22 protein-coding genes and 1 pseudogene are annotated in these 19,846 nt (G+C 57.4%); 8 read left to right on the top strand and 15 right to left on the bottom strand.

Annotated features, from left to right (window positions below; all coding sequences use genetic code 11):
* Positions 1–293, top strand: a 293-nt coding sequence (locus tag RI03_RS16170; RefSeq protein WP_026046790.1) for a transposase, incomplete at its 5' end; no start/stop codon positions are given.
* Here RI03_RS16170 and RI03_RS16165 read toward each other — a convergent pair.
* The 3 genes from RI03_RS16165 to RI03_RS16160 all read right to left on the bottom strand — a co-directional run bounded on the left by RI03_RS16165 (position 239) and on the right by RI03_RS16160 (position 2,736).
* Positions 239–1,765 (bottom strand): SNF2-related protein, encoded by a 1,527-nt coding sequence (locus RI03_RS16165; RefSeq protein WP_138995690.1) that lies wholly within the window; start codon positions 1,763–1,765, stop codon positions 239–241. The genes RI03_RS16170 and RI03_RS16165 overlap by 55 nt on opposite strands.
* 139 nt (positions 1,766–1,904) lie before the next feature.
* The gene (locus tag RI03_RS24750) at positions 1,905–2,108 is read right to left on the bottom strand and encodes a DUF5818 domain-containing protein (protein ID WP_081504233.1); all 204 of its coding nucleotides are present in this window, start codon (positions 2,106–2,108) and stop codon (positions 1,905–1,907) included.
* A gap of 67 nt (positions 2,109–2,175) precedes the next feature.
* Complete coding sequence (locus RI03_RS16160) at positions 2,176–2,736, bottom strand: recombinase family protein (protein WP_010218601.1); 561 nt, start codon at positions 2,734–2,736, stop codon at positions 2,176–2,178.
* Positions 2,737–2,967: 231 nt separating this feature from the next.
* Between RI03_RS16160 and RI03_RS22785 the strand changes: the two genes are divergently transcribed.
* The 3 genes from RI03_RS22785 to RI03_RS16145 all read left to right on the top strand — a co-directional run bounded on the left by RI03_RS22785 (position 2,968) and on the right by RI03_RS16145 (position 6,034).
* Entirely contained in the window at positions 2,968–3,255 is a 288-nt protein-coding gene (locus tag RI03_RS22785) for an AbrB/MazE/SpoVT family DNA-binding domain-containing protein (protein WP_010218599.1), read from the top strand.
* Positions 3,256–3,257: 2 nt separating this feature from the next.
* Positions 3,258–3,644, top strand: coding sequence for a type II toxin-antitoxin system VapC family toxin (locus tag RI03_RS22780; RefSeq protein WP_010218597.1), 387 nt, complete (start codon positions 3,258–3,260; stop codon positions 3,642–3,644).
* 113 nt (positions 3,645–3,757) lie between these two features.
* A complete protein-coding gene (locus RI03_RS16145) occupies positions 3,758–6,034 on the top strand; it encodes a putative bifunctional diguanylate cyclase/phosphodiesterase (RefSeq protein ID WP_138995689.1) in 2,277 nt (758 codons plus the stop codon).
* Here RI03_RS16145 and RI03_RS16140 read toward each other — a convergent pair.
* The 3 genes from RI03_RS16140 to RI03_RS22295 all read right to left on the bottom strand — a co-directional run bounded on the left by RI03_RS16140 (position 6,029) and on the right by RI03_RS22295 (position 10,009).
* Entirely contained in the window at positions 6,029–6,202 is a 174-nt protein-coding gene (locus RI03_RS16140) for a hypothetical protein (protein ID WP_170318385.1), read from the bottom strand. The genes RI03_RS16145 and RI03_RS16140 overlap by 6 nt on opposite strands.
* 56 nt (positions 6,203–6,258) lie before the next feature.
* Positions 6,259–6,654, bottom strand: coding sequence for a response regulator transcription factor (locus RI03_RS16135; RefSeq protein ID WP_010218591.1), 396 nt, complete (start codon positions 6,652–6,654; stop codon positions 6,259–6,261).
* Positions 6,655–6,751: 97 nt separating this feature from the next.
* The gene (locus tag RI03_RS22295) at positions 6,752–10,009 is read right to left on the bottom strand and encodes a PAS domain S-box protein (protein ID WP_051007281.1); all 3,258 of its coding nucleotides are present in this window, start codon (positions 10,007–10,009) and stop codon (positions 6,752–6,754) included.
* A 511-nt stretch (positions 10,010–10,520) separates the two neighbouring features.
* On the opposite strand from RI03_RS22295, the gene RI03_RS16125 reads away from it, so the two are divergent.
* Positions 10,521–10,862 (top strand): winged helix-turn-helix transcriptional regulator, encoded by a 342-nt coding sequence (locus RI03_RS16125; RefSeq protein WP_010218589.1) that lies wholly within the window; start codon positions 10,521–10,523, stop codon positions 10,860–10,862.
* Positions 10,863–10,908: 46 nt separating this feature from the next.
* On the opposite strand, the gene RI03_RS25125 is transcribed toward RI03_RS16125, so the two are convergent.
* The 4 genes from RI03_RS25125 to RI03_RS16110 form a co-directional block, all read right to left on the bottom strand.
* A complete protein-coding gene (locus RI03_RS25125) occupies positions 10,909–11,040 on the bottom strand; it encodes a hypothetical protein (RefSeq protein ID WP_274517565.1) in 132 nt (43 codons plus the stop codon).
* A gap of 144 nt (positions 11,041–11,184) precedes the next feature.
* The gene (locus RI03_RS16120; protein ID WP_010218586.1) at positions 11,185–11,715 is read right to left on the bottom strand and encodes a VOC family protein; all 531 of its coding nucleotides are present in this window, start codon (positions 11,713–11,715) and stop codon (positions 11,185–11,187) included.
* Between the two features lie 182 nt (positions 11,716–11,897).
* Entirely contained in the window at positions 11,898–12,296 is a 399-nt protein-coding gene (locus RI03_RS22775; protein WP_010218585.1) for a cupin domain-containing protein, read from the bottom strand.
* A 287-nt stretch (positions 12,297–12,583) separates the two neighbouring features.
* Positions 12,584–13,219 (bottom strand): YybH family protein, encoded by a 636-nt coding sequence (locus RI03_RS16110; protein WP_238542414.1) that lies wholly within the window; start codon positions 13,217–13,219, stop codon positions 12,584–12,586.
* On the opposite strand from RI03_RS16110, the gene RI03_RS16105 reads away from it, so the two are divergent.
* Both RI03_RS16105 and RI03_RS23635 read left to right on the top strand, forming a co-directional pair.
* Positions 13,213–13,743 carry a hypothetical protein gene (locus RI03_RS16105; protein WP_138995688.1) on the top strand — a complete coding sequence of 177 codons (531 nt, stop codon included), beginning with the start codon at positions 13,213–13,215 and terminating at the stop codon, positions 13,741–13,743. The genes RI03_RS16110 and RI03_RS16105 overlap by 7 nt on opposite strands.
* Before the next feature lie 146 nt (positions 13,744–13,889).
* A complete protein-coding gene (locus tag RI03_RS23635; RefSeq protein WP_138995687.1) occupies positions 13,890–14,450 on the top strand; it encodes a hypothetical protein in 561 nt (186 codons plus the stop codon).
* A 433-nt stretch (positions 14,451–14,883) separates the two neighbouring features.
* On the opposite strand, the gene RI03_RS23630 is transcribed toward RI03_RS23635, so the two are convergent.
* Positions 14,884–15,270 carry a hypothetical protein gene (locus RI03_RS23630; RefSeq protein WP_138995686.1) on the bottom strand — a complete coding sequence of 129 codons (387 nt, stop codon included), beginning with the start codon at positions 15,268–15,270 and terminating at the stop codon, positions 14,884–14,886.
* Between the two features lie 277 nt (positions 15,271–15,547).
* Here RI03_RS23630 and RI03_RS16100 point away from each other — a divergent pair, with 277 nt between their 5' ends.
* Entirely contained in the window at positions 15,548–16,216 is a 669-nt protein-coding gene (locus RI03_RS16100) for a hypothetical protein (RefSeq protein ID WP_010218581.1), read from the top strand.
* A 206-nt stretch (positions 16,217–16,422) separates the two neighbouring features.
* Here the strand turns inward: RI03_RS16100 and RI03_RS23625 are convergent, their stop codons facing one another.
* The 4 genes and pseudogenes from RI03_RS23625 to RI03_RS16090 form a co-directional block, all read right to left on the bottom strand.
* Positions 16,423–16,746 (bottom strand): hypothetical protein, encoded by a 324-nt coding sequence (locus RI03_RS23625; protein WP_138995685.1) that lies wholly within the window; start codon positions 16,744–16,746, stop codon positions 16,423–16,425.
* A gap of 912 nt (positions 16,747–17,658) precedes the next feature.
* Complete coding sequence (locus RI03_RS25390) at positions 17,659–18,471, bottom strand: DinB/UmuC family translesion DNA polymerase (protein ID WP_010218579.1); 813 nt, start codon at positions 18,469–18,471, stop codon at positions 17,659–17,661.
* A 58-nt stretch (positions 18,472–18,529) separates the two neighbouring features.
* Positions 18,530–18,922 (bottom strand): annotated as a pseudogene (locus RI03_RS25385) (Y-family DNA polymerase); the annotation flags it as partial.
* Between the two features lie 8 nt (positions 18,923–18,930).
* The gene (locus RI03_RS16090) at positions 18,931–19,365 is read right to left on the bottom strand and encodes a peptidase (protein ID WP_037515451.1); all 435 of its coding nucleotides are present in this window, start codon (positions 19,363–19,365) and stop codon (positions 18,931–18,933) included.
* Positions 19,366–19,846: the final 481 nt, after the last annotated feature.

Raw genomic sequence — 19,846 nt, 5'->3', positions numbered from 1 at the left:
CCGTGACGCCCGGCGCCCATGCCGTGCTGATACTTGACCAGGCAGGCTGGCATCTCTCGGCGGGGCTGATCGTCCCGGCCAACATCACGCTGCTGCCGCTGCCGGCAAAATGCCCCGAGCTCAACCCGGTCGAAAACGTCTGGCAGTTCATGCGCGACAACTGGCTGTCGAACCGCATCTTCAAATCCTACGACGACATCCTCGACCATTGCTGCTTCGCCTGGAACCGCCTCACCGATCAGCCGTGGCGCATCATGTCCATCGGACTGCGGTCGTGGGCCCATCGGTCCTGATCAGAGAGTCTTGGTATTAGTCGGCGAATTTCGTTGTTAACTTGGATGATTGCCGGGAACGTGCCAGTGAGATCGACATCTGACTTTATGTTCGTCGGTGCGAACTTTTCAGGAAAAGTGCCGGTTTCCGCGGTGCCGTAGTAACGTTCGATATGCTTGCGGCTGCGCGCGATGGTGAGAAGATCAAGCAGCCGAAAATAATCGAAGCCCAGCATCTCAAGCAGTTTAGCGGGTGTTCGCACCGCTTCCGGGAGTTGCTGCCAACGGTTAAACTGGCCCTGCGCGATACGTATGGTCCCAGCGATGCTTACAATGCCGTGTCCGACCAGAGCCTGGTCGTGTCCCTCAGTAGCGAACGCAATTTGGTTCTTGAGGTCATTTAGGCGGTTGTTCACCGGGGTTGCCGACAACATCAGTACTCGAGTCTTTACGCCAGCCTTCACAACGGCATTTAGCAGCTTGTCATACCGGCTCTCTCGGTCGCCTTTGCCGGCAGGGCGGTTTCGAAAATTATGGCTCTCGTCGATGACGACGAGGTCGTAATTCGCCCAGTTTACGTTACCCAAGTCAACATCGCCGGACCTGCCACCTTCGCGCGACAGATCGGTATGGTTCAACACATCGAATGCGAAGCGGTCAGCAGCCAATATGTTGCGGACGTCATTACGCGTCCAGAGCGTCCAATTCTCACGTAATCGCTTGGGAGCGAGGACGAGTACCCGGGCATTGCGCAACTCGAAATATTTGATAACGCCCAGTGCCTCGAAAGTTTTGCCCAAGCCAACACTGTCGGCAATAATGCAACCGCCAAAGCGTTGCAGTTTGTCGATTGCGCCAATGACGCCGTCTTTCTGAAAGCGATATAGCTTCGACCAAATTTGCGTCTCGCGAATCCCAGTAGCAGGGTCGACAATGCGCGACGCATCTGTGCCGGCCTCCATCTCGGCAAAGAGCTGGTTCAGCGCTTGCGTGTAGACTGCGGCAGGTGCGTGATCGGCAGCAGCGACTGTGACGGCTTCGGTCAGAACCGCGACTGCTGGCCCTTCCGGGTTTGCGGCGTTCCACTCTGTTTCGTACCACTGGGTGACCATTCCCAGTTCCACCTCGTTCTCAGTCTGTTGCACAAATCCAAGCCGCGACTGTGGAGAAAGGCCGAGACCGCCGGTGGTCAGACTGCAATTGCCTATAATGGCACCTCGTTCAGTTAGGAGCACCGCCTGCGCAGGAGGCAGGCGCGTTTGTCGGATTTCCGCAGCCGCGAGCGCTCGTGCGAGGGCAGTCGATATTGCCCGGCCTTGCAGGCGATTACGACGGACCCGATCACCGTCGTCCCCGCCAAGAGACGTATCCGTCGTCGCCCCCAGTAGGATACGCCGAAGTGCTTGACGATCGCCTCCAAGCGCCGAATGTGCCCCATAAATTGAAACTTGGTCGGTAAGAACGTTTAACGTCTCGCCCTTTATCTTATTCAAGATATCAAAGGTTCTTTCACTTCCCGTACTACCGACTAGCCGCATCTAATAGCCTCCAGCCCATGCGGGCATCTTGATTTACTTACTATCGACGTTACCCGTGAATAAAAGACCAGTGATATATCCGCTCTCGGTCCTTTTACGCCGGGGCTACGCCGTCTGCGTTTACAATATCCGGACCGACAAGGGTGCCTAGTAGTCGCACACGCTTCTCAATTAGATCGACAGGCGTGCGATGGAGTTCGAGCTCGTAGCGGCCGCCAAGATCACGACGAAGGTAAAATGCTCCGCCTTCGCGAAGCAGCGTACCTGTTTCGTCGATCCGTGTTCCAATAGTCGTCATACGCACCCCGTTCCTCTGGTTTGCGGTAGTTGCCAATCTCCCCGTGGGGAAGCTTCGTTCATAGACGTTAACCCGAACTTTCGGAGGGCTTTGGTATGTACCGGTAAACGGTGCCCCGGGAGATACCGAGCTGTCGAGCGATATGGGCGGGCTTGATTCCATCCGTAATCAACTTCCGTACGGCGTCTGGATCGATGCGAGCCTTACCGCCCTTATACACGCCGCGCGCCTTGGCCGCCTGGATACCTTCCATCTGGCGTTCAAGCCGCAAGTTCGTTTCGAACTCTGCAAACACACCAAGCATATCGAGAAACGCCTTGCCGGCTGCAGTGCTGGTGTCGATAGGCTGTTCCGTCGCTTTGAGTGAGACGCCCCTGCCCTTTAGCTCATGAACGATGTCTTGGAGGTCCTTCATTGACCGCGCGAGGCGGTCGATCCGTGTAACAACTAGCGTGTCGCCTTTGCGGAGGAAGTCGAGCAGCACTTGCAGTTCGGTACGCTCGCTCCGCTGAGTCCCAGACCTTTTTTCAGACCGAATTGTTTGGCATCCCGCAGCACGCAGTGCGGCCTCCTGTATTCCGAGGTCTTGTTGCAAGGTCGATACGCGTGCGTAACCAAAAAGCGTCATGACTGCCCCATCTGTTCCGTCAGGTTCTAGACCTGCGACACAGACTGTTCAATCTCTATGATAACGACCCTGATTGAACGGGATTTATGTATCACGACGTGTGTACATGCAGGGTATACCGACATGGACATGACGCTGGTGCTAGGTCTGGGACCATGTCAAATACGACGTTGTGCCACTTCGCTTGCAGTGGCATAGAGTACACGATTATTGATAAGGAGCAGTGTCACCGTGCCAACCGAATCCATAGACATTAAGGTGGCGGGAAACGGGCGTATGATCTTACCGGCTTCGGTTCGCAAGGCCATGGGGCTTCACGGAGAGGCCAAGGTCATCCTGACGGTTGAGAACGATCAGGTGCGGCTGTCGCCAATCGGCCATGGGGTGTCCCGCGCGCAAGCCCTTTACCGAGAACATGCCAAACACGCTCGCACGATCGACGACTTCCTTTCTGACCGAAAAGCAGAAGCTGTCGAGGACGCAGGCAAAGCTGATCAGCCAGACGATTGGCAGGATTGAGTATGACATCGGTCGTAATGGACGCTTCCGCTGTTCTGGCATTAGTTCGGGACGAACCCGGTGCGGACAAGGTCGGGCCGCATGTTGGACGAGCCGCGATCTCGGCCGTCAACCTTCAGGAAGTGGTGAAGGAGCTTCTGCTCAATGGCTTGGATGCCGCGACCATTCACGAGCTGCTTGACGAACTTCGTCTCGATATCCGGGCTCACGATGTGGAGGCCGCCTATGCGGCCGCTGGACTGCACGCGCAGACCAGAGAGTTCGGACGGGGCCTCGGTGATCGGTCCTGTTTGGCGCTCGCGATGCATTTGGGCGTTCCCGCCCTCACCGCTGATCGCGAATGGAAGAAGGTGAAGGTTCAGGGCCTCAAGGTAGAGCATATCCGCTAGCGGCTGATACCCCTACGGTTCGGTTCATCCGCTCTTTACCGTAGCACAATAAGAGGATTCGGACTGCAACGCACTCGAGGTTGGCTCGGAGGCTTGCTAGTGGGGAGTTCTGAATGCTTCACGACCCGCTGGCGCGTTGGACCGGTGGCGAGGCGGTCTTTACGCAGCCTTCAACCATCACCTCGGATCTTGATCAGCTGTTAGGCTCGACGATGCGCGCGACAGCGTGTTCAGGAGCGGCCGTTCTCGTTCTGAAAGATGGAAAATACGAGCTGCGAGCGACGGCCGGTTCGCTTGTGTTCGAGGATCTTGCGGTAGTAAAATCCGCGGAAACATCGGCCCTCCCGTCGGGAACGTTTCAAATTTTACCGCCCCCCCGCGGTGTCGCTCGTTTACGCGTGGACTTCACAGATAAAGCGCATTCAGGTTTCGCAGTTGCCAGCGCCTTCGATCGTGCGTCCGGCGTCAGGGGTCTGCTACTTGTAATCGATGAACTGGCACGTGGCCAGCTAAGTCCCGCGCAAACTTACGTCCTAGATGCACAGGCTGCGCACTGTGGCACGTTGATCGAGCTAGAGGAAACCCTTAGCCAGGAGAACAATAGCCCGCGGGGTCACGGCGAGCAGTCCCAACGTCTGCGGCTTCTGGAATCCGTTGCCGTGCATGCGCGTGATTCGATCATTATCACCGAGGCCGAGCCGGTTAATCTTCCCGGCCCGCGGATTTTGTTCTGTAATGCGGCGTTCGAGCGGGCTACCGGCTATTCAGCCGACGAAGTGCTCGGCAGGACGCCACGAATTCTTCAGGGTCCGGCTACCGACCCGGTCACTCGGGCAAAGCTTCGCGATGCGCTTGCGAAGTGGGAACCTGTTGAGGTCGAGCTCGTCAACTACCGAAAGGACGGCACTCCCTTCTGGGTGGAGCTGAGTATTGTCCCGGTCGCCAACCAAGCCGGATGGTTTACACATTGGGTGTCTGTTCAGCGCGACATTACTGAGCGTAAGGCGGCCGAAGAGCTCGCAATGCGAATGCGTATCACGCAGATCGAAAACGAAATGCTCGCCTCCGAAATCAGCGAGCGCAAGCGTGTAGAGGCGGAACTCGTCTATACGGCTTATCACGATAATCTGACGCGACTCCGCAACCGAGCATTCTTTATGGAGCGCTTGGCAGAAGCGATCGAGCGTAACGGTGACGTCCCTGCACGCCCTTGCGCTGTTCTTTTCCTAGACCTCGATCGCTTCAAGGTTGTAAACGACAGCCTTGGGCATCTCGCCGGCGACACGCTGCTGAAAGAAATTGCGCGGCGTCTTAAGGGTTGTATACGGCCACAGGACACGCTGGCCCGCATCGGCGGTGACGAGTTCGCCGTTCTGGTTGATGAGGCCAGCGATCTAACTATCGCGGTCCGCACTGCCGAATGCATCCTGGCGACCATGCGTGCGCCGGTGCGGCTTGGCAGGCAGGATGTCTTTCCCGCATGCAGCATCGGAATCGTCCGCTCATCAGTGCACTACAGCAGCCCCGAGGCGCTGCTGCGCGACGCGGACATCGCAATGTACGAGGCGAAGCGTGCGGGGCACGGGGACTATGCGGTGTTTGACGAGTCGATGCACGCAACCGCGGTTGCCAAATTGCAGCTCCAGACCGATCTCCGCCGCGCTGTGGAGCGAAGCGAGTTCGAGCTGGCGTATCAACCGATCGTGACCCTCTGTGATGAAGCCGTGGCGGGCTTTGAGGCTCTCTTGCGATGGCGGCATCCAGCTCATGGCCTTCTGTCGCCAGTGGAGTTCATCGACGCTGCCGAGGAGATCGGTCTGATCCGTCAGATCGATCGCTGGGTACGCGTCGAGGCCTGCACTCAGCTTAAGCGCTGGCAGGTCGCCTGTGGGCGGCCCGATCTGCGAATGAGTGTCAACGTGTCGGCGACGGAATTCGCAGATGCCAACTTTGTGGGGGAGCTGGCCGTGTTGCTGATGGAACTGGACCTCTCGCCAAGCTCCGTCCAAATTGAGATCACTGAGGGCGTTTTTCTTCACCCAACGCCAAACGTCATCGACGCCATCGACGACGTCCGGCGGCTGGGAGTGCGCATCGCGCTTGACGATTTTGGCACCGGCTATTCGTCACTCAGCTATCTGAATCGATATCCGATCGACACCATCAAGATCGACAAGTCGTTTGTAGCCGGGATGAGCGGCAACCAGCGCACACTGGCCGTGGTGGAGTTAATTGTCCAACTTGGCCGAAAGCTCGACGTAGCAATCGTAGCGGAGGGGGTGGAGGAACCCGCGGAAGCGATGATGCTGAAGTCCATGGGTTGTACTCTGGGACAGGGCTATTACTTCTCATGGCCAGTGCCAGCCATCGTCGCTGCAACACTGTTATGATGGTGGATCACGCCGCAAGGCGTGAATCACAGCAATTCCGTCTATGCCGAGGAGCATCAGGTCGAGGATCACGAAGTCGTGCTTTTTGAAAACAATTGTGATGAACCCGAGGGTGCTATGGGCAATCACACTGACGAGATGGTCAGCGGCGGTGAGGATGTCCTTCACCACCGCTCCCATCAGGTCGTCATCCTCGACGTAGATGTACGTGCCATAATCGCGGTCTACAGCCGCAAGGCTGCACGGGTGATGCGGCTGCTAAGTAGCAGTGCCTCAGCTCGCTGCACAAGCTCAGCGGGCGCGAATGGCTTGATGATGTAATCGTCGGCACCGGTTTGATCGGCACGGATCATAAGCAGCCGTCCACCGTGGGCCGTAACCATAATGATTGGCAGGCCTTCGGCGCGCGGTGAAGCGCGGATTTCGCGAAGAATATCCATGCCTGTCCGTCCCGGCAGGTTGTAGTCGAGGACTAGAAGGTCGGGATCGCCGCGCGAGATTGCTTCCATCGCGTCAAAGCCATCATGCACAGCGCTGACCAGATGGCCGGCGGCTTCTAGCGCTTCGCTGACGATTTCCGCCATGATCTCGTCGTCGTCCACGATGATGATCCGAGCCAAAATACCGTCTCCATCAAGGCGCGGCGGGTGGCCGTATACTACCGACTAGTCGCTAAGTCTTACTAAGACGTGGAGCCGCACCGTGATCAACCGGCGATCACGGCGCAAGCGTTATCGATCTCAACGTGGGAGCATCCTCGGGGCACAGATCGGCTATTAGCTGGAGCACAGCCGCGCGAACCGGTAGGTGCGCTGACGCGGCCGACCAATCTAGCAGGAGCTCTTCGAGGTCTCTCGCCTGCTTCCCAAGCGCGGCCTCGCCGAACATCGCTGCGGTGCCGCTCAATTTGTGAAGCACGTCTCGCGCGTCATTGATTACCTCGGCTTCGGGATCGAACGCCGTGACCAGCCTTTCGAGCCTAAACGCAACCTCCGCCTTTCGCGCATTGTAGCGAGCCCGCAGCTTGGGCGTGATAAAAGATGCAGGTGTGTCCTCCGCACGAGGCTTCCGGATGAAGCGAGAGAGCGTTGCGGTGAGTTCATTGATGCGGATCGGCTTGCCGAGATGGGCCTGCATACCGGCGTCTAGGCAAGCTCGAATGTCTTCCTCATACGCGTTTGCGGTAAGAGCGACGATTGGAAGCGTGTCTGGCTGATGCCCCGCAAGTCGGAGCCGACGGGTTGCCTCCAGTCCGTCCAGTTTAGGCATTTGCATGTCCATTAGGACAAGATCGTATGGCCGGTCGGCGCGAGCCGCGTCCTCAACCATCGTGATCGCCTCGAGCCCGTCGACTGCAATCGTCACGTCCATACCGGCGCGCTCCGCCATTGCCATCATCAACGCCTGGTTGATGTCGTGATCCTCAGCGACCAGCACGCGCGGCTTATGTTTGCGTTGAGCGGCAGCGACGGGCGGCGATGCTTCGACGTCGGGAGCCCTACACTCGGTTGATCGTAGCGGCACGACAACACTGAATGTCGACCCTTTGCCGACGACGCTCTTCGCCGTGATCGATCCTCCCATCAAGCGGGCTAGATTTCCGCTGATGGTGAGGCCCAGGCCTGTTCCCCCGTATCGCCCGGCGGTGCGCTCATCGGCCTGCGCAAATTGTTCGAAAATGGCTTCGATTCTGTCCGCCGCGATCCCTATCCCGGTATCGACCACGTTGAGCTGTAGCTGATCCTCGTTAATCTGGCATTGGATGGTGACGGTGCCGCGATCGGTGAACTTTAGTGCGTTGCCTATTAGATTGAGGAGGATCTGCCGCAGACGTAGCGCATCACCAGAAATGCTGTGTGGTATGTCGGCGGAGAACGCCGTCAAAAGGGACACGCCCTTTACCTGTGCCACCGGCTCCATCAGGTCGACGCAGCGACGGATCACGTGGCGTAGATCGACCGGCTCCTGGGCAAGTTCCATCTTGCCCGACTCGATCTTCGACACATCGAGAATGTCGTTGAGAAGCCGCATCATTGAGCGGCCGGACTCGGCAATCAATTCGACGTGGCGTCGTTGTTGGGCTTCGAGTTGGCCCGCGAGGACGATCTCGGTAAACCCCAGCACACCGTTCATCGGTGTGCGGATCTCGTGGCTCATGTTCGCGAGGAAGGCCGATTTGGCACGCGCGGCACCCTCCGCGGCATCGCGTGCAGCAACCAGATCACGTTCAAGAACCTTGCGTTGCTCAATGTCGCGGATTGCCGAGATGGCCCCTCCCGAATGATCCAAGCGCCAAGCCTTCATGTGCGACTCAAGCCAGCGCCAGCCGGCTTCCTTCTGCTTCAAGCGATACTCGACAGTAACCGCGGGCTCTGTCTTGGTGATGATCGCGATATGCGCGGCATGGACCACCCCGTAGTCGTCCGGATGAATGAACTCTGAGCAAGGGCGTCCGAGTAGCTCGTCAGCTGTATAGCCCGACAACTCCACACATGACGGTGAGATGTAGGTGACGATGCCAGCCTCGTCGGTCCGCAAAATAACGTCCGTCGCGTTGTCAGCTAGCAGGCGATACCGGCGCTCACTATTACTGATCGCCTCCTGGGCGGCGGCTTGGACGCTTACGTCTTGGATAACGCCGAAGATGCTGAGCATATCTCCATTCGGGCCCTGTTCCCCTTGACCTTGGACAGCGACCTCGCGCGCGGTGCCATCGGGCAGCACGATTCTTGCGGCGAAATCGAAAGGTTCTCCCGATGCTATAGCCTCTTCTATGATCGCACCCACGCGTTCGCGATCATCGATGTGGTAGCAATCGATGCCGCTTGTCAGAGTGGGCACGTAGTCCAATCCAAGATTGTGCATCCGATGCACTTCGCTCGACCAGCTTACCTCATTGCGCGTGAGATCCACACGCCAATGGCCGAGCTTGGCAATCGAGGCTGCCATGGCGAACAATCGGTTGTTGTCCTCGAGGAGCGCTGCGGCCTCTGCCGCCCGTTTTTCCACTGCCTGTCGCTGGCTAACATCGCGTACGCTGGCGACGAACTCGGTGGGTCCGCCATCATCATCGCGGATCAAACGATAGGTCGCTTCGAGCCAGACATAATGACCATCGCGGTGCTGCTGCCGATACGAGCAAATTGGGTTTTCGATGCCGGTGAGCAGTGACTGGCACGTTTCGACCACACGGGCGCGATCCTCGACGTGGATCGCTGCCACTGGTATTCCGCCAATCAGCTCCTCGGGTAAATAGCCAAGCAACGATTTGCAGGCGGGCGACACGTAACGGCGAACACCGTCGAGACCGATTGCAACAACCATGTCGTTCGAATTTTCCGACATCAATCTGTAGAGACGTTCGCTTGCCTTCACCTCGTCAGTAGCGCGTAACACCTCGGCACGTGCCCGCAGCATGATCGTCACCGCCGCGGCCACCAACAGCAGCAGTAAAACGATCAAGCCGAGAACGATGCGAGTGATGCGTGCGGACTGCGCCAGCACCTGGGCGTTTTTAACCTCGCGCTGGGCCAGTAGCCGGCGCTCAACGGTCTTTACCTGGTCCAGTACCACGCTCGCAGCCTCGACGGCTTCACGCTCCCGACCAACCGGCGAGATCATTATCGCACCGCGCAGATCGTGGACCCTGACGCGATCCACCACCCGCTGCGCGATGGAGGCGAAGGTTGCGACGTGTCGGTCGAGGACGCGCAAGCGACGTAACTGCGCATCATTGTCACGAATGAGTTCGCGAACGTGGCGCGTCAGTCGGGCGAAGTCAGAGAGGCTTTGCTCAAAAAGCATTAGCGATTGTGGACGCTGCGTTGCCAAATAACTTCGCTCACCACGCATGGCGCGGTTCAAGGCGGTGTCAGCCTGTTCGGTGCTGATCAACACATCGAGAGTGTGGACCCGCCACCATTGAGCGCGTTCTTGTTGTGCGCGGGTCGCTTCTGACGTGAGGATGATTGTCATTGCCAGAGCGGTAAGTACCGCAAAGCTGAAGCCGAAAAGCAGCCACGACCGACCTGGGCTCAGGCGGGCAACATGGTGTCGCTTGCTCAACCAAGCGGCTTGAATGGAACGAAGGTGAGATAGGTCAAAGCGCATACCAGCGCTTTAATGTAAAATGGTAAACATCGACTGAGCGCCAGCATCGAATTGGGTGGCCGTATTGCAGGAGCGACGACGTACGCCACATCCGAAACTCAGGACATACGCGAAGCTACCGCTTTCTCATAACTCCGTTGCCACGTGCCTTTTTCGGGAAAGCGTAATTGGGAACGGGTTTTGGGAAACGACCCTGCCGGCGAGGCGATGTAGCCTCCCCCTCCCCTCTGCGATCCCGGTCGAGGTTCGTTTACGGGAACGCCCACGTCAGCCAAGCGGCTTTTGCGGGTGCTCTAGAAAGCTTGCCAGTACACCCCATTTGGAAAGCATGACGAACAATGGAAACAACCCGTTAGGCCCGGCCTTTCGGTGCGGCATGGAGGCCGTGCTCGATCTGGTCGGCGGCAAGTGGAAGCTGCTGATTCTGTATCATCTGTGCGGGGAGCGGCGTCGCTTCAGTGAACTGCGACGGCTTGTCGGCAGCGTCAGCGAGAAGATGCTGAGCCAGCAATTAAAGGAGCTAACGGCGGATGGGCTCGTGCGCCGCATCGACTTCAAGACGGTCCCGCCTCACGTCGAATATGAGCCTACCGCGTTCGGGCGCGACCTGTGCGATTCCATGCAGCCCGTGTGCGAGTGGGGAGCGAGGAACATCGGCGAGATCGCGCGCATCGCCGAGGCGCGCGCGATCCATCGCCAGGCGGACGCTCCGCAGTAGATCAGCTGTCCGGCCGACCGTTCCGACCGGGAGCGTCCGGCTTAGACTAGCGCTTCACCGCCGCGTTCAGGTTATTGAGCGCGCCGAGATGAAAGCGCAGCAACTCGCGGTGCATGTCGGGGAACGCACCCGCGATTGCCTCGATCGGCTGGCGAACGTCCGACCCAACCCACCTCATGCCAGATGCTTCATCAAGGAAGTAGCAGTCGTCATGGAACAGGGATCCGAACTTGTCCGCGTCCTGGTGAGCAGCCTCGGCGCACCGTAGAGGGCGCGAATGACATCCTCGTTGGTCACCATGTGATATCCTTCATCTATGAGGTTAGCTGTTGGAGTGCCAGCGACGGAGCGGGGTGTCGCTCTCGAAGCCCATCGCGGACGGGTAGGTCAGGAACTCAATCATCATCCCCCAAGGGGCCTGGCCGTAGCAGAAGCCGTTTCCCGGCCCGACTTCCTTGGGAAATAGGAACGGGTTGGAGCGTGAAAACATCCTTCCGCCGGCCGCCTTGAAGCGACGGATCGCTTCGTCCATGTCATCGACGTAGAGGGCAAGGTGCTGCAAGCCGAAGTCGCTGGGTCGGGCTGCGGGTCGCTGATCGTCCACCTTGAGTTGGAACAGTTCAACGTCCGGCCCGACTCCGAGCCGGATCAACCGTGCGGCGACGAGCTGCGTCCCCGAGGCGAGGTTCAGGTCCTGCTCCATCTCGGTGCTACCCTGCGGGGACTGATCGGCCGAAAAGGACTCGTAGATGACCTGAGCGCCAAAAGCGACGGTCAGGAAGGTCGTAGCCGCCTCGATGTCGGGCACCGTGATGCCGACGTGATCGATGCCGCGAAAGGGTCGTCCAGCCATTCTATTCACCTCGCCGTTGCTCGGTGGCGAAGGTGGAGATCGTGGTCGAAAAGTCTAGTACGTACCTTTTGGTAAGCGCTCGATCGAGCGGGCTTTTTTTAGCGCTTGGAGGCAGCAGTCCATCCTTTTCCCGTTTAACGATCGAGTTTCGGGAATGGCCGGGTCTGGCGATTAGCTGCCGTTCATTTCGCGGCACGCACGAGAAGCGGCTTGCCTTTCTCGACGATATAAGTTGCCAGTTCGACGCCGGGGATTGTCCCAAGATTGCGCGCCGTGTGGACGACACCAGCGGGGATGAAATAGGTATCTCCAGTTTTGAGAGTTACGGGCTCTTGCCCTTGTATCTGAAACTGAAGCGCGCCTTCTGGCACATAGATCAACTCTTCACCCGGGTGACTGTGCCAAGGCGCCACCGCGCCCGGCGCAAAATCCACCCGCGTTTGAATCGCTTCACGACCTTCTATCGACAGATCATGCCGTAGAAGATCGGTCCGCTTCAGGCCCGCAGGTGGCGATTGGGCCAGCGCTACCGTGCCCGCGCAGACAACTACGGCCATGGCGATTCCCAGGATACGTTTCATAGTGCCTCCGGTGTCAACGATCGCTTTTGCGATCCCTGATAGGTGTGTTGCACGCCAGTCACTATGACCACAACTGGGCGCTTCCGGCCGCTCCCTGCTTTCCTGAAAACAAACGGTGATTGAGAACGCCGGGGCGTTTTCGATTGGGATCGGCCAATGAGAACACCAGCGGCCTCCCAAAACTCGGCCTGCACGCGGATACAAGTAGGGCAATGTCTGGTGGTCAGCGGTCCCTCCGGTTCGGTTCGAAGGCTATGGCGGACGTCAGCAAAAGCTACCCGAGGCCTCTATTGCGCCTTCCCATTCCAACGGGGATCAGCGGGGTCATAATCCACCAGATCAAAATCCTTTGCGCCCATTGCGTTGGCAGCATTGGTGGCCGAGTTAATTTTCCAACCGCCTGCCTGCTTGCACATCACCATCGTCAAATAACCGGACTCCTCGCGAGTCTCGCCAATCATCCACAAACCGCTCCACGGACTATAAACTATAGCCGTATTCGGACTGAGAAATTTAACACGCGGCTGTTTATACGCCATTCGTGTTTTTTCGACGTTCATAAATGTAAAGAATTTGGCGTTGGCATCTGTGATGTCGCGGCGTCCATCGATCTTCAATCCCGGCATCGAAATGAATGTGCCGTCTTCCGTAAACAGCTTGCCATAGCCAACGGCATCTCGTTTTCCGAACATCTCGTATTGCTGACTTACCACTCGGATGATGGCCACCTTGTCACCTGCGGTTTGAGCGACTGCCGGCGAAGCCGATAGTGCTGCCGCGCATACGCATGGGACTATCCCCCAACGATCACCCAACATGGCCGCTCCTAGTCCAGGCTCCCAAAGCAAATGCACATTGGGCCATGTCTGCCCAGATTGCCAGCGGCCCGCAGCAACAGGTCTGAGCATGTCTTCATGTGTCAAAACGTCGCATCCTGGGCGCTAGCGGACTGGGTGCTTTCTCGAAAAGGATCGATTCCGGGAATGCCTGGGCCTTCTCGATCGCCGTTCCCATTCGGGAAGCCGACGCGCCTACGTGGAAATTCAGAGATCATGAACACAGTCTCGGCTATGTTCTGCCAATGATTAGGTTCGATAACGCCGAGCAGCGCTTCTATGATGACGAGACCACCGGCTGGATGCGGGTTGATCGATTGCACCCTAGCCAAGAGTTCTACATTGCGAACTATGAAGCTGGCGGTTTGCGGCTAAGGCTTGACCTGACCGCAGAGCGTATGTCCCGAACAGGTGACGTTCGCGTTCTGGTGACTCGGGCTCACCAGTTTGTTGCGGATCGCAAGGCGTGGTTGGCGTTCCGCAGATCGAGTGACGTGCTAAACGGCGCCTGTCGCCTATTGACCGCTTGGGCAGCTAAGCACTTCTCTGTTCCTTCAACTGAGCATCAACGAGTGGCCAAGGCTGCAATAGATTGCGGAAAAGTCGGCTGATGCTTAGGAAACGATTTAGATTATTGGCTATTTGCGGTATGCTCATCTTCACTGCAAGTTGCCATAGATCAAGCGAGGTAAGATACCGTATATCGATTGACGTACTCGATCACGGTCGTCTCCGGTCTGGATCAAGCGTATGGAGCGTGACTGTTTCCAAAGGTTTAAACGGTGGATATGAATCCAAATTACGCGGGGAGGCAATCATTGTCCATCTTCTTAAAGGACGGATATACGCGTTGCTGGCCGGCCGATCCGCTAACGACCTGCCTACCTCGTTCGACAACATGAGCCTGATTCCAGAAACGCTGTTTGGCGACATTGGGCGAGGTAAGGCTGGCAAATTGCCTATCCACAACGATCGCATCGAAGATCTTAATGCGATTAAGCTTCAGCCAGGCTTGATGCGTAGTCTTGACTGTAGAGTTCCGGGGGCAGGTGGCGACGTTTGCCCTTTTTTTGTCCGGTTTGAAGACAGCGAGGATGTCACCAGCATTCAACCTCTTTATCCGGAAAAATTTGAGGAAGAGCTCGGGGCAGGCGTCGTGTTAAAATTAGTGAGGGTAGAAATCACTGACGATCCGGTTTCTCGCAACGATGAGAGAGACATGCCGCCTTATAAATCCAGTAGTGATTTCGTAAGGTGGTATGGTGGCCTTTCGGTGGAAGATCCGAGGCGGGTGACTCAGGAAAACTTTGCGCAGTGAGGCCGGCAATGAACCAGGATCTGCTTTTGGCGTTGCTTTCGGTCGATGTTTACAATCGCGGCTACGGTCAGCACCTCGCAGGTCTAAATGTAAACGGCTATCGGCGCGTGGTGCGAGGTCCGAGGCGACTATCGCGCCTTCCGGGCCGAGCGCGTCAATTGCTGTCGACCGCTGGATGAGCGTTTCAACGGACGAAACGGGACGATGATGGCGGAGTTCCGCACGCTTCCAATCCCAGCAGGCGTCGTCGCAGCACCCATCCATGGCCGGTTCCCACGCTGACGCCGGGACGAAGCCCACGGTTCTCGATTGACCATCGATTCCGAGAACGTCGCAGTGTAGCGAGGGCGTTCTAAGTTGGGATCGTAACGCGGAAACGCCTACGGCTTACGTACACTAACGCCTGCCAGATGTCGGTAAGTCGGCGCTATAATCACGGATGGGGTAATACCCTTTCCGCGACCATCTTGTTCGCCAAAAGATCAGCTTGCTGTTCGGTTTCCGCTTTGCTCGGCCATCTTGGAGGTAAGGACGAAGCCAATTCTGCATGGAGCGTAAAGTTGGTAACTGACCATTTATCGATGCAGTCAAATTGCGCCTGTGTTACCGCGCCACGCCGAGCCACCAACCAGAAACGTCGCTGATCAACGCCACGATCACTAGTTAAAACGAGATTGCCTTCAGAGACATTGCATGCCCGTGCCGCATTTCTTGCCGCCTGGTCATAGTCCTGCGCCGAAGCGCATGCCGTAGATGATAAAGCCACGAAAAGCGTACTCACCTTGTAAAGTCGCGGGATCAGGTGGTCAGCATTGGTCATGATCCAAAATTGAACCTCATTGCCATGAGGAGTCAACGCGCGGTTTGCGATCCGCGTTGGCGCTAGGCCCCGACAAAGGTGCAGATATCAGCGATACATGTCAGGTCGCGAACCGGAATGAGGCGGGCATTCTCGAAACTCGATCCCTTTTGGGAATAGTGAAAACGCCAGTTACGCCCCCCCGCACTCCCGGCGCTCCGTCGGCTATGCTCCAGCCGCAGGTCTGAAGCGCGGTGCTTAACCATTCGTCACGCTTTTAAGCCCTACAGTAATCGCCATGAAGTGGGCAGGCAGTTTTGAGGTATTCGGGGCGCTTCTGTTCCTGCTGGTCAGCATGATGTTTTTCGTAACGCTGAAGGCGTGCGCCTCGATCGATTCACCCGACGACTACCGGTATCGTCTTACGATATATGCGGACGGGCGGACGTTCTCGTCCGTTACCCAGGTGAAGTATGAATCGGACTTCGCCCTTGAGGGCCTGCGCAAACAGCATGTGGATCATACGAACCATAACCCGGTCGCCATTGCCGCACCCGGGCGAGCCACTGTCTACGCCCTTCCGATCTACGATGTTCCACCCGAGGCGGTCGCAACCATCTTGGCCACCAAGCGCGAGTCTGAGAACGGCAAGGGCAAATACGAACCGACGGTCGCCCTTCAAACGGAGCGCGATCTGCCCCGTCAGGTCCTGCGAGGCGACATCAGCGACGGTCCCTATCATCGCGACGACGTTATCAGGACCTGGCCGATGTTCGTGACGTTCACCGACCCCGCCGATCCGACAAGCTGGCATGAGGTGTCAGCGGACGAACTGGGGGTGACGCGGGTCACTGTTCAGCTAACGCGAGACTCCGATAGCCGCCCGACCTTCCGCGCGGAGCGTCCCGTTTGGCGCGTCATCTTCGCTGAAACGCCAAGCAACCTTCCGCGACATGGCGTTCCCTAGAGGTGACCGCCCCCCGGGGGGACGGCGACCCGGCCTGCTGCGCCGCAGCAGCTGTCGGGTCTTCCCGGCACTCAAGCCTTTTTCGCTATCACACCGGGCGGATTGCTCCACCACAGGTGGGCACACCGGTAGTTCGCTGTTTCCCGAAATAGCATCGGATTTTGGGAATGGAAGGGATCGGTGGAAGTGGATGTTGCGCCTCTCGGTTAGTCGCTCCGGCCATTGATCTCGTTACGCATTTCGCGCCAGCGGCGAATTATCTCGTAAGGAGTGAGCGCCAAACCCGACCATAGAGGCAGGGCAATGGTCAAAAGCAAAGGAAAATACGTTGCGTAGAAGGCCGCGTGATAGTCGCTTTGCAGGATCAAGGCAGCCATTACACAAACCGCTAATATCACTGGCGCAAGACACCAACTCCAGATGAGCACGCTTCGAAGTCGAGAACGGGGAAACCCAGCTAAGCCAGCGCCAACCACAGCTGCCACGACAGCGATCATCCATAAATTACCCGCAATAGCATCATCGAACATAGCTCAACCTTCGACCGATCTGCCTAATACCTGTAATTGGGTGTTCTTGCCGATTCCGACGTTCTCGTGAAGGATCGAATTTCGGAAATTTCCGGGTTATGAAGAAAAACGGAACGGCAGATTTGAGGCCAAAATCATCAAAAAAGTAGGTATGAGAGCCTTCATACAAACTTGGCTCAGGGTAATTCGCAGTGGACCGCAACCTAAAGACACTGAGTGCTGAGCGACTAGAGCTTGCGGCCGAACTTACTATTTTAAATTCTGGCGTTCGTATTCGTCCAGCATCCGCTTACAATCCAATCGACGGATCGAGCTTTTATGCCGAAGACGGCGTTCGCGAACTTTTCGTTTCTGTTATCAAAGATGTGACGTGGGGACCTTGTATAACCCACTACGTCGAGGAGGCAGACGATATCCGACCTTTACATCGAATGACAGTTGATGTGCCGAACGATCTCCGTGGCCACGTCGCTACGATTCGGAAGCTTTTTGTAGAATGGTTCGAACTTAACGATCGACCGGTTTCGAGACGCTGAACGCGCGTCCCAATCGACCGGGAATGGGCGATAGCGGAATGGCCGGAATGGGGGGAGGATAGCTGTCGCCTCTTATGAGGCCATTCCCAAAATTCGATCCTTTATGAGAATACTAGAGGACGTTCCACGTCCTTAACGACAAGCTGCAAGCCTTATCGCTGAACCGTAGGCACAGGCGAGACCGTCACTTGCCCCCGCTTGAAACACCGCTTGCACTTTAGCCGCGCAATGGCTTGCGGCATTGTTTGCGGCAAACCGCCAAAGAGCTTCAATACGTTGGCGAACGGTACATTAATCGTCCGCCCGCACTGGCACACGATTCGCATATCTGCGCGATGACGCGCGTAATCCATCGTCGTTTCAAAACGCGCAGTACTCATCGCGCAACCGGGATTTCCGCGATGTTGGTCGTCCACGAATTAGATTTCTGGCTGCGCTTGGTATCGAAAGACTTTGGCCCGCGCCCTTGCGCCGCAACGGTGATCGTATCTCGTCCGAAGCGCGCATTTAGTCCGTCCATCGCGGCTAACAGGCCAGGAGCGCGCGGGTCGGATATCGCGAACAAGTCGGTCTGCGCCGCTCCAGCCGGGTTTAGATCCTCCAGAAGAACCCCGCATTTCGTATATACCCCGCCCTCCTGAAACATCGCCTCGGTAAGCCTCGTTGCCATCCCGACTATTACGCGGGGGTCATGGCTCGCCGGGGACAAGCGCGCCGATCGCGATGCGCTCGGTGGGTTCGGCCGGTATCTGCTGCCGTGCGCGAAGACGATCATGCGAGACGCCATCAGCCCTTGCGCGCGTATCTTCTCGGCCGCGCGAGCTGCGCGACGTGCCATCGCCTCGCATAGGTCGTCCAACGTGCTGACAGGTGCGCCAAACTGCCGCGTGACGGCTGTTCCCTTCATTGCCTCCGGTTCAACCGTGAACTCGGCGCACTCGATACCGTTCAACTCACGCACAAGGCGCTCCAGAACGACGGTTCCGGCGTCTCTCGCGACCGCTGGGGGCAATGCAGCAAGGTCAGCCGTAGTTCGCACCCCTAGCGGCTTCAGGCGGGCCTCCAGAGCCTTCCCGATCCCCCAAACCTCTCCGACCGGCCATTGCGCGAACAGCCGGCGACGCAATTCCTCGTCGTGAAGGTCGACGACGCCGCCCCAAAATCTTTTCAGTCGCTTTTGCAAGAGCATTAGCAACCTTTGATAGTGTTCGCGTTGGTCCTAATCCTATGCGGGTAGGCAAACCAACGCTTCGTGATATGGCATCGATGACGCGGTGCGCGGTTGCCACGTCGCCAACTCCGCTCGGAAGAACGGGAAGGCGAAAAGAACTCTCGTCTATTGAATAGACCTCAACCGTGCCGGAAAACTCCGCAATAACGGCATTGAAACGCCTATTTAGATCGGCGTACAATTCATAATTAGACGAACGAACCTGTATTCCGTGACGTTTTACAACGTCACGAATCTTAAACATCGGATCGCCCATTTTTATATGCAGGGCCTTTGCTTCTTCGCTTCTAGCGATGGCGCATCCGTCGTTGTTGGATAGTACAATTACCGGCACGCCACGCAAGCGAGGATCAAAAAGCCGCTCGCTCGATACATAGAAATTCGCCACGTCACAGATTGCGTAGGACATAGCTCGATCTAACGCCGGTAGTCGCGGACGCCCGATCGGACGACGCCCGACACGTCGACCGCCTCATCTGCGATTGTCACGGGATAGCTGGTCGATACGTTGCGCGCCTCCAAGTGCGGCACACCTTCGCGGAACACCAGTTGGCGACATACGAACCCGCCATCTACAACCGCGATTACAATATGACCGTCTGACGGGCGCGTGTCTCGATCGACCACAACCACGTCGTTATCGTGGATTCCTGCATCCCTCATGCTGCTTCCCTCGATCCGGAAAACAAAGCTCGCGGCTCGATCCAATCGTAACAGGTCCACCAGATTGACGGACTCGCAGGCCCAGTCCTGCGCGGGCGATGGGAATCCAGCTCCAGCGGCTGCGAGAATGCGCGGAAATATGCCTAGCGGAATATCTGCGATCGGAATTGGCTGCATCAGCGGCAGCATTTTGGCGTCTCCCTTCGGCCCCTCATAACGCATGAAAGAACAGAAAGGGAACGGCTAGATTTTCGGCTGATCTGATTTTACGCGGCGGGGTTCGTGCTTTCGAGTATCATTGCGAACCCCATGTAAGCCCTCGGTTAAGCGTCGAAGCTACCGCGATGGCTCCAACTAGCGACACATCACCGACGTACCGCGAGAAGGTCGTTCAAGGCGTGCTTACTGCGGTCGTGGACGCGGGCGCTGTGCCAGGTGCGGAGGGCGGTTATATAGAGCTAGATAGCGCGGTGGACGCGCTATGTGCTGCGATTGCTACTCTCGTCATGCAATCGGGTGAAGCGACCACGGCAAAGGATCGGCGCGAGACTGCGGATTATTGTCGGGGTGAAATTGCGAAGGTCATGCGCTCGATCGCAGACGGTGCGCCGATAAGCTGGAAGCTCGATCCTGTAGGGCGCTCCAACTAGCCTGACGATCGCCGCACGGC

Source organism: Sphingomonas sp. PAMC 26621, from assembly GCF_000251145.1.
Classification (GTDB): Bacteria; Pseudomonadota; Alphaproteobacteria; order Sphingomonadales; family Sphingomonadaceae; genus Sphingomonas.
The sequence above is the reverse complement of the archived record's forward strand: the minus strand, read 5'-3'. Positions and strand labels throughout refer to the sequence as shown.

Bases quoted from the DNA above. Each gene is read 5' to 3' on its own strand.
- RI03_RS25125 (WP_274517565.1), bottom strand. From the start codon at position 11,040: ATGAGGTGGGTTGGGTCGGACGTTCGCCAGCCGATCGAGGCAATCGCG.
- RI03_RS16120 (WP_010218586.1), bottom strand. From the start codon at position 11,715: ATGGCTGGACGACCCTTTCGCGGCATCGATCACGTCGGCATCACGGTG.
- RI03_RS24750 (WP_081504233.1), bottom strand. From the start codon at position 2,108: ATGACGACTATTGGAACACGGATCGACGAAACAGGTACGCTGCTTCGC.
- RI03_RS25390 (WP_010218579.1), bottom strand. From the start codon at position 18,471: ATGCTCTTGCAAAAGCGACTGAAAAGATTTTGGGGCGGCGTCGTCGAC.
- RI03_RS22775 (WP_010218585.1), bottom strand. From the start codon at position 12,296: ATGAAACGTATCCTGGGAATCGCCATGGCCGTAGTTGTCTGCGCGGGC.
- RI03_RS16145 (WP_138995689.1), top strand. From the start codon at position 3,758: ATGCTTCACGACCCGCTGGCGCGTTGGACCGGTGGCGAGGCGGTCTTT.
- RI03_RS22295 (WP_051007281.1), bottom strand. From the start codon at position 10,009: ATGACAATCATCCTCACGTCAGAAGCGACCCGCGCACAACAAGAACGC.
- RI03_RS16090 (WP_037515451.1), bottom strand. From the start codon at position 19,365: ATGCTGCCGCTGATGCAGCCAATTCCGATCGCAGATATTCCGCTAGGC.
- RI03_RS23625 (WP_138995685.1), bottom strand. From the start codon at position 16,746: ATGTTCGATGATGCTATTGCGGGTAATTTATGGATGATCGCTGTCGTG.
- RI03_RS16160 (WP_010218601.1), bottom strand. From the start codon at position 2,736: ATGACGCTTTTTGGTTACGCACGCGTATCGACCTTGCAACAAGACCTC.
- RI03_RS22780 (WP_010218597.1), top strand. From the start codon at position 3,258: ATGACATCGGTCGTAATGGACGCTTCCGCTGTTCTGGCATTAGTTCGG.
- RI03_RS23630 (WP_138995686.1), bottom strand. From the start codon at position 15,270: ATGACCAATGCTGACCACCTGATCCCGCGACTTTACAAGGTGAGTACG.
- RI03_RS16125 (WP_010218589.1), top strand. From the start codon at position 10,521: ATGGAGGCCGTGCTCGATCTGGTCGGCGGCAAGTGGAAGCTGCTGATT.
- RI03_RS16100 (WP_010218581.1), top strand. From the start codon at position 15,548: ATGAAGTGGGCAGGCAGTTTTGAGGTATTCGGGGCGCTTCTGTTCCTG.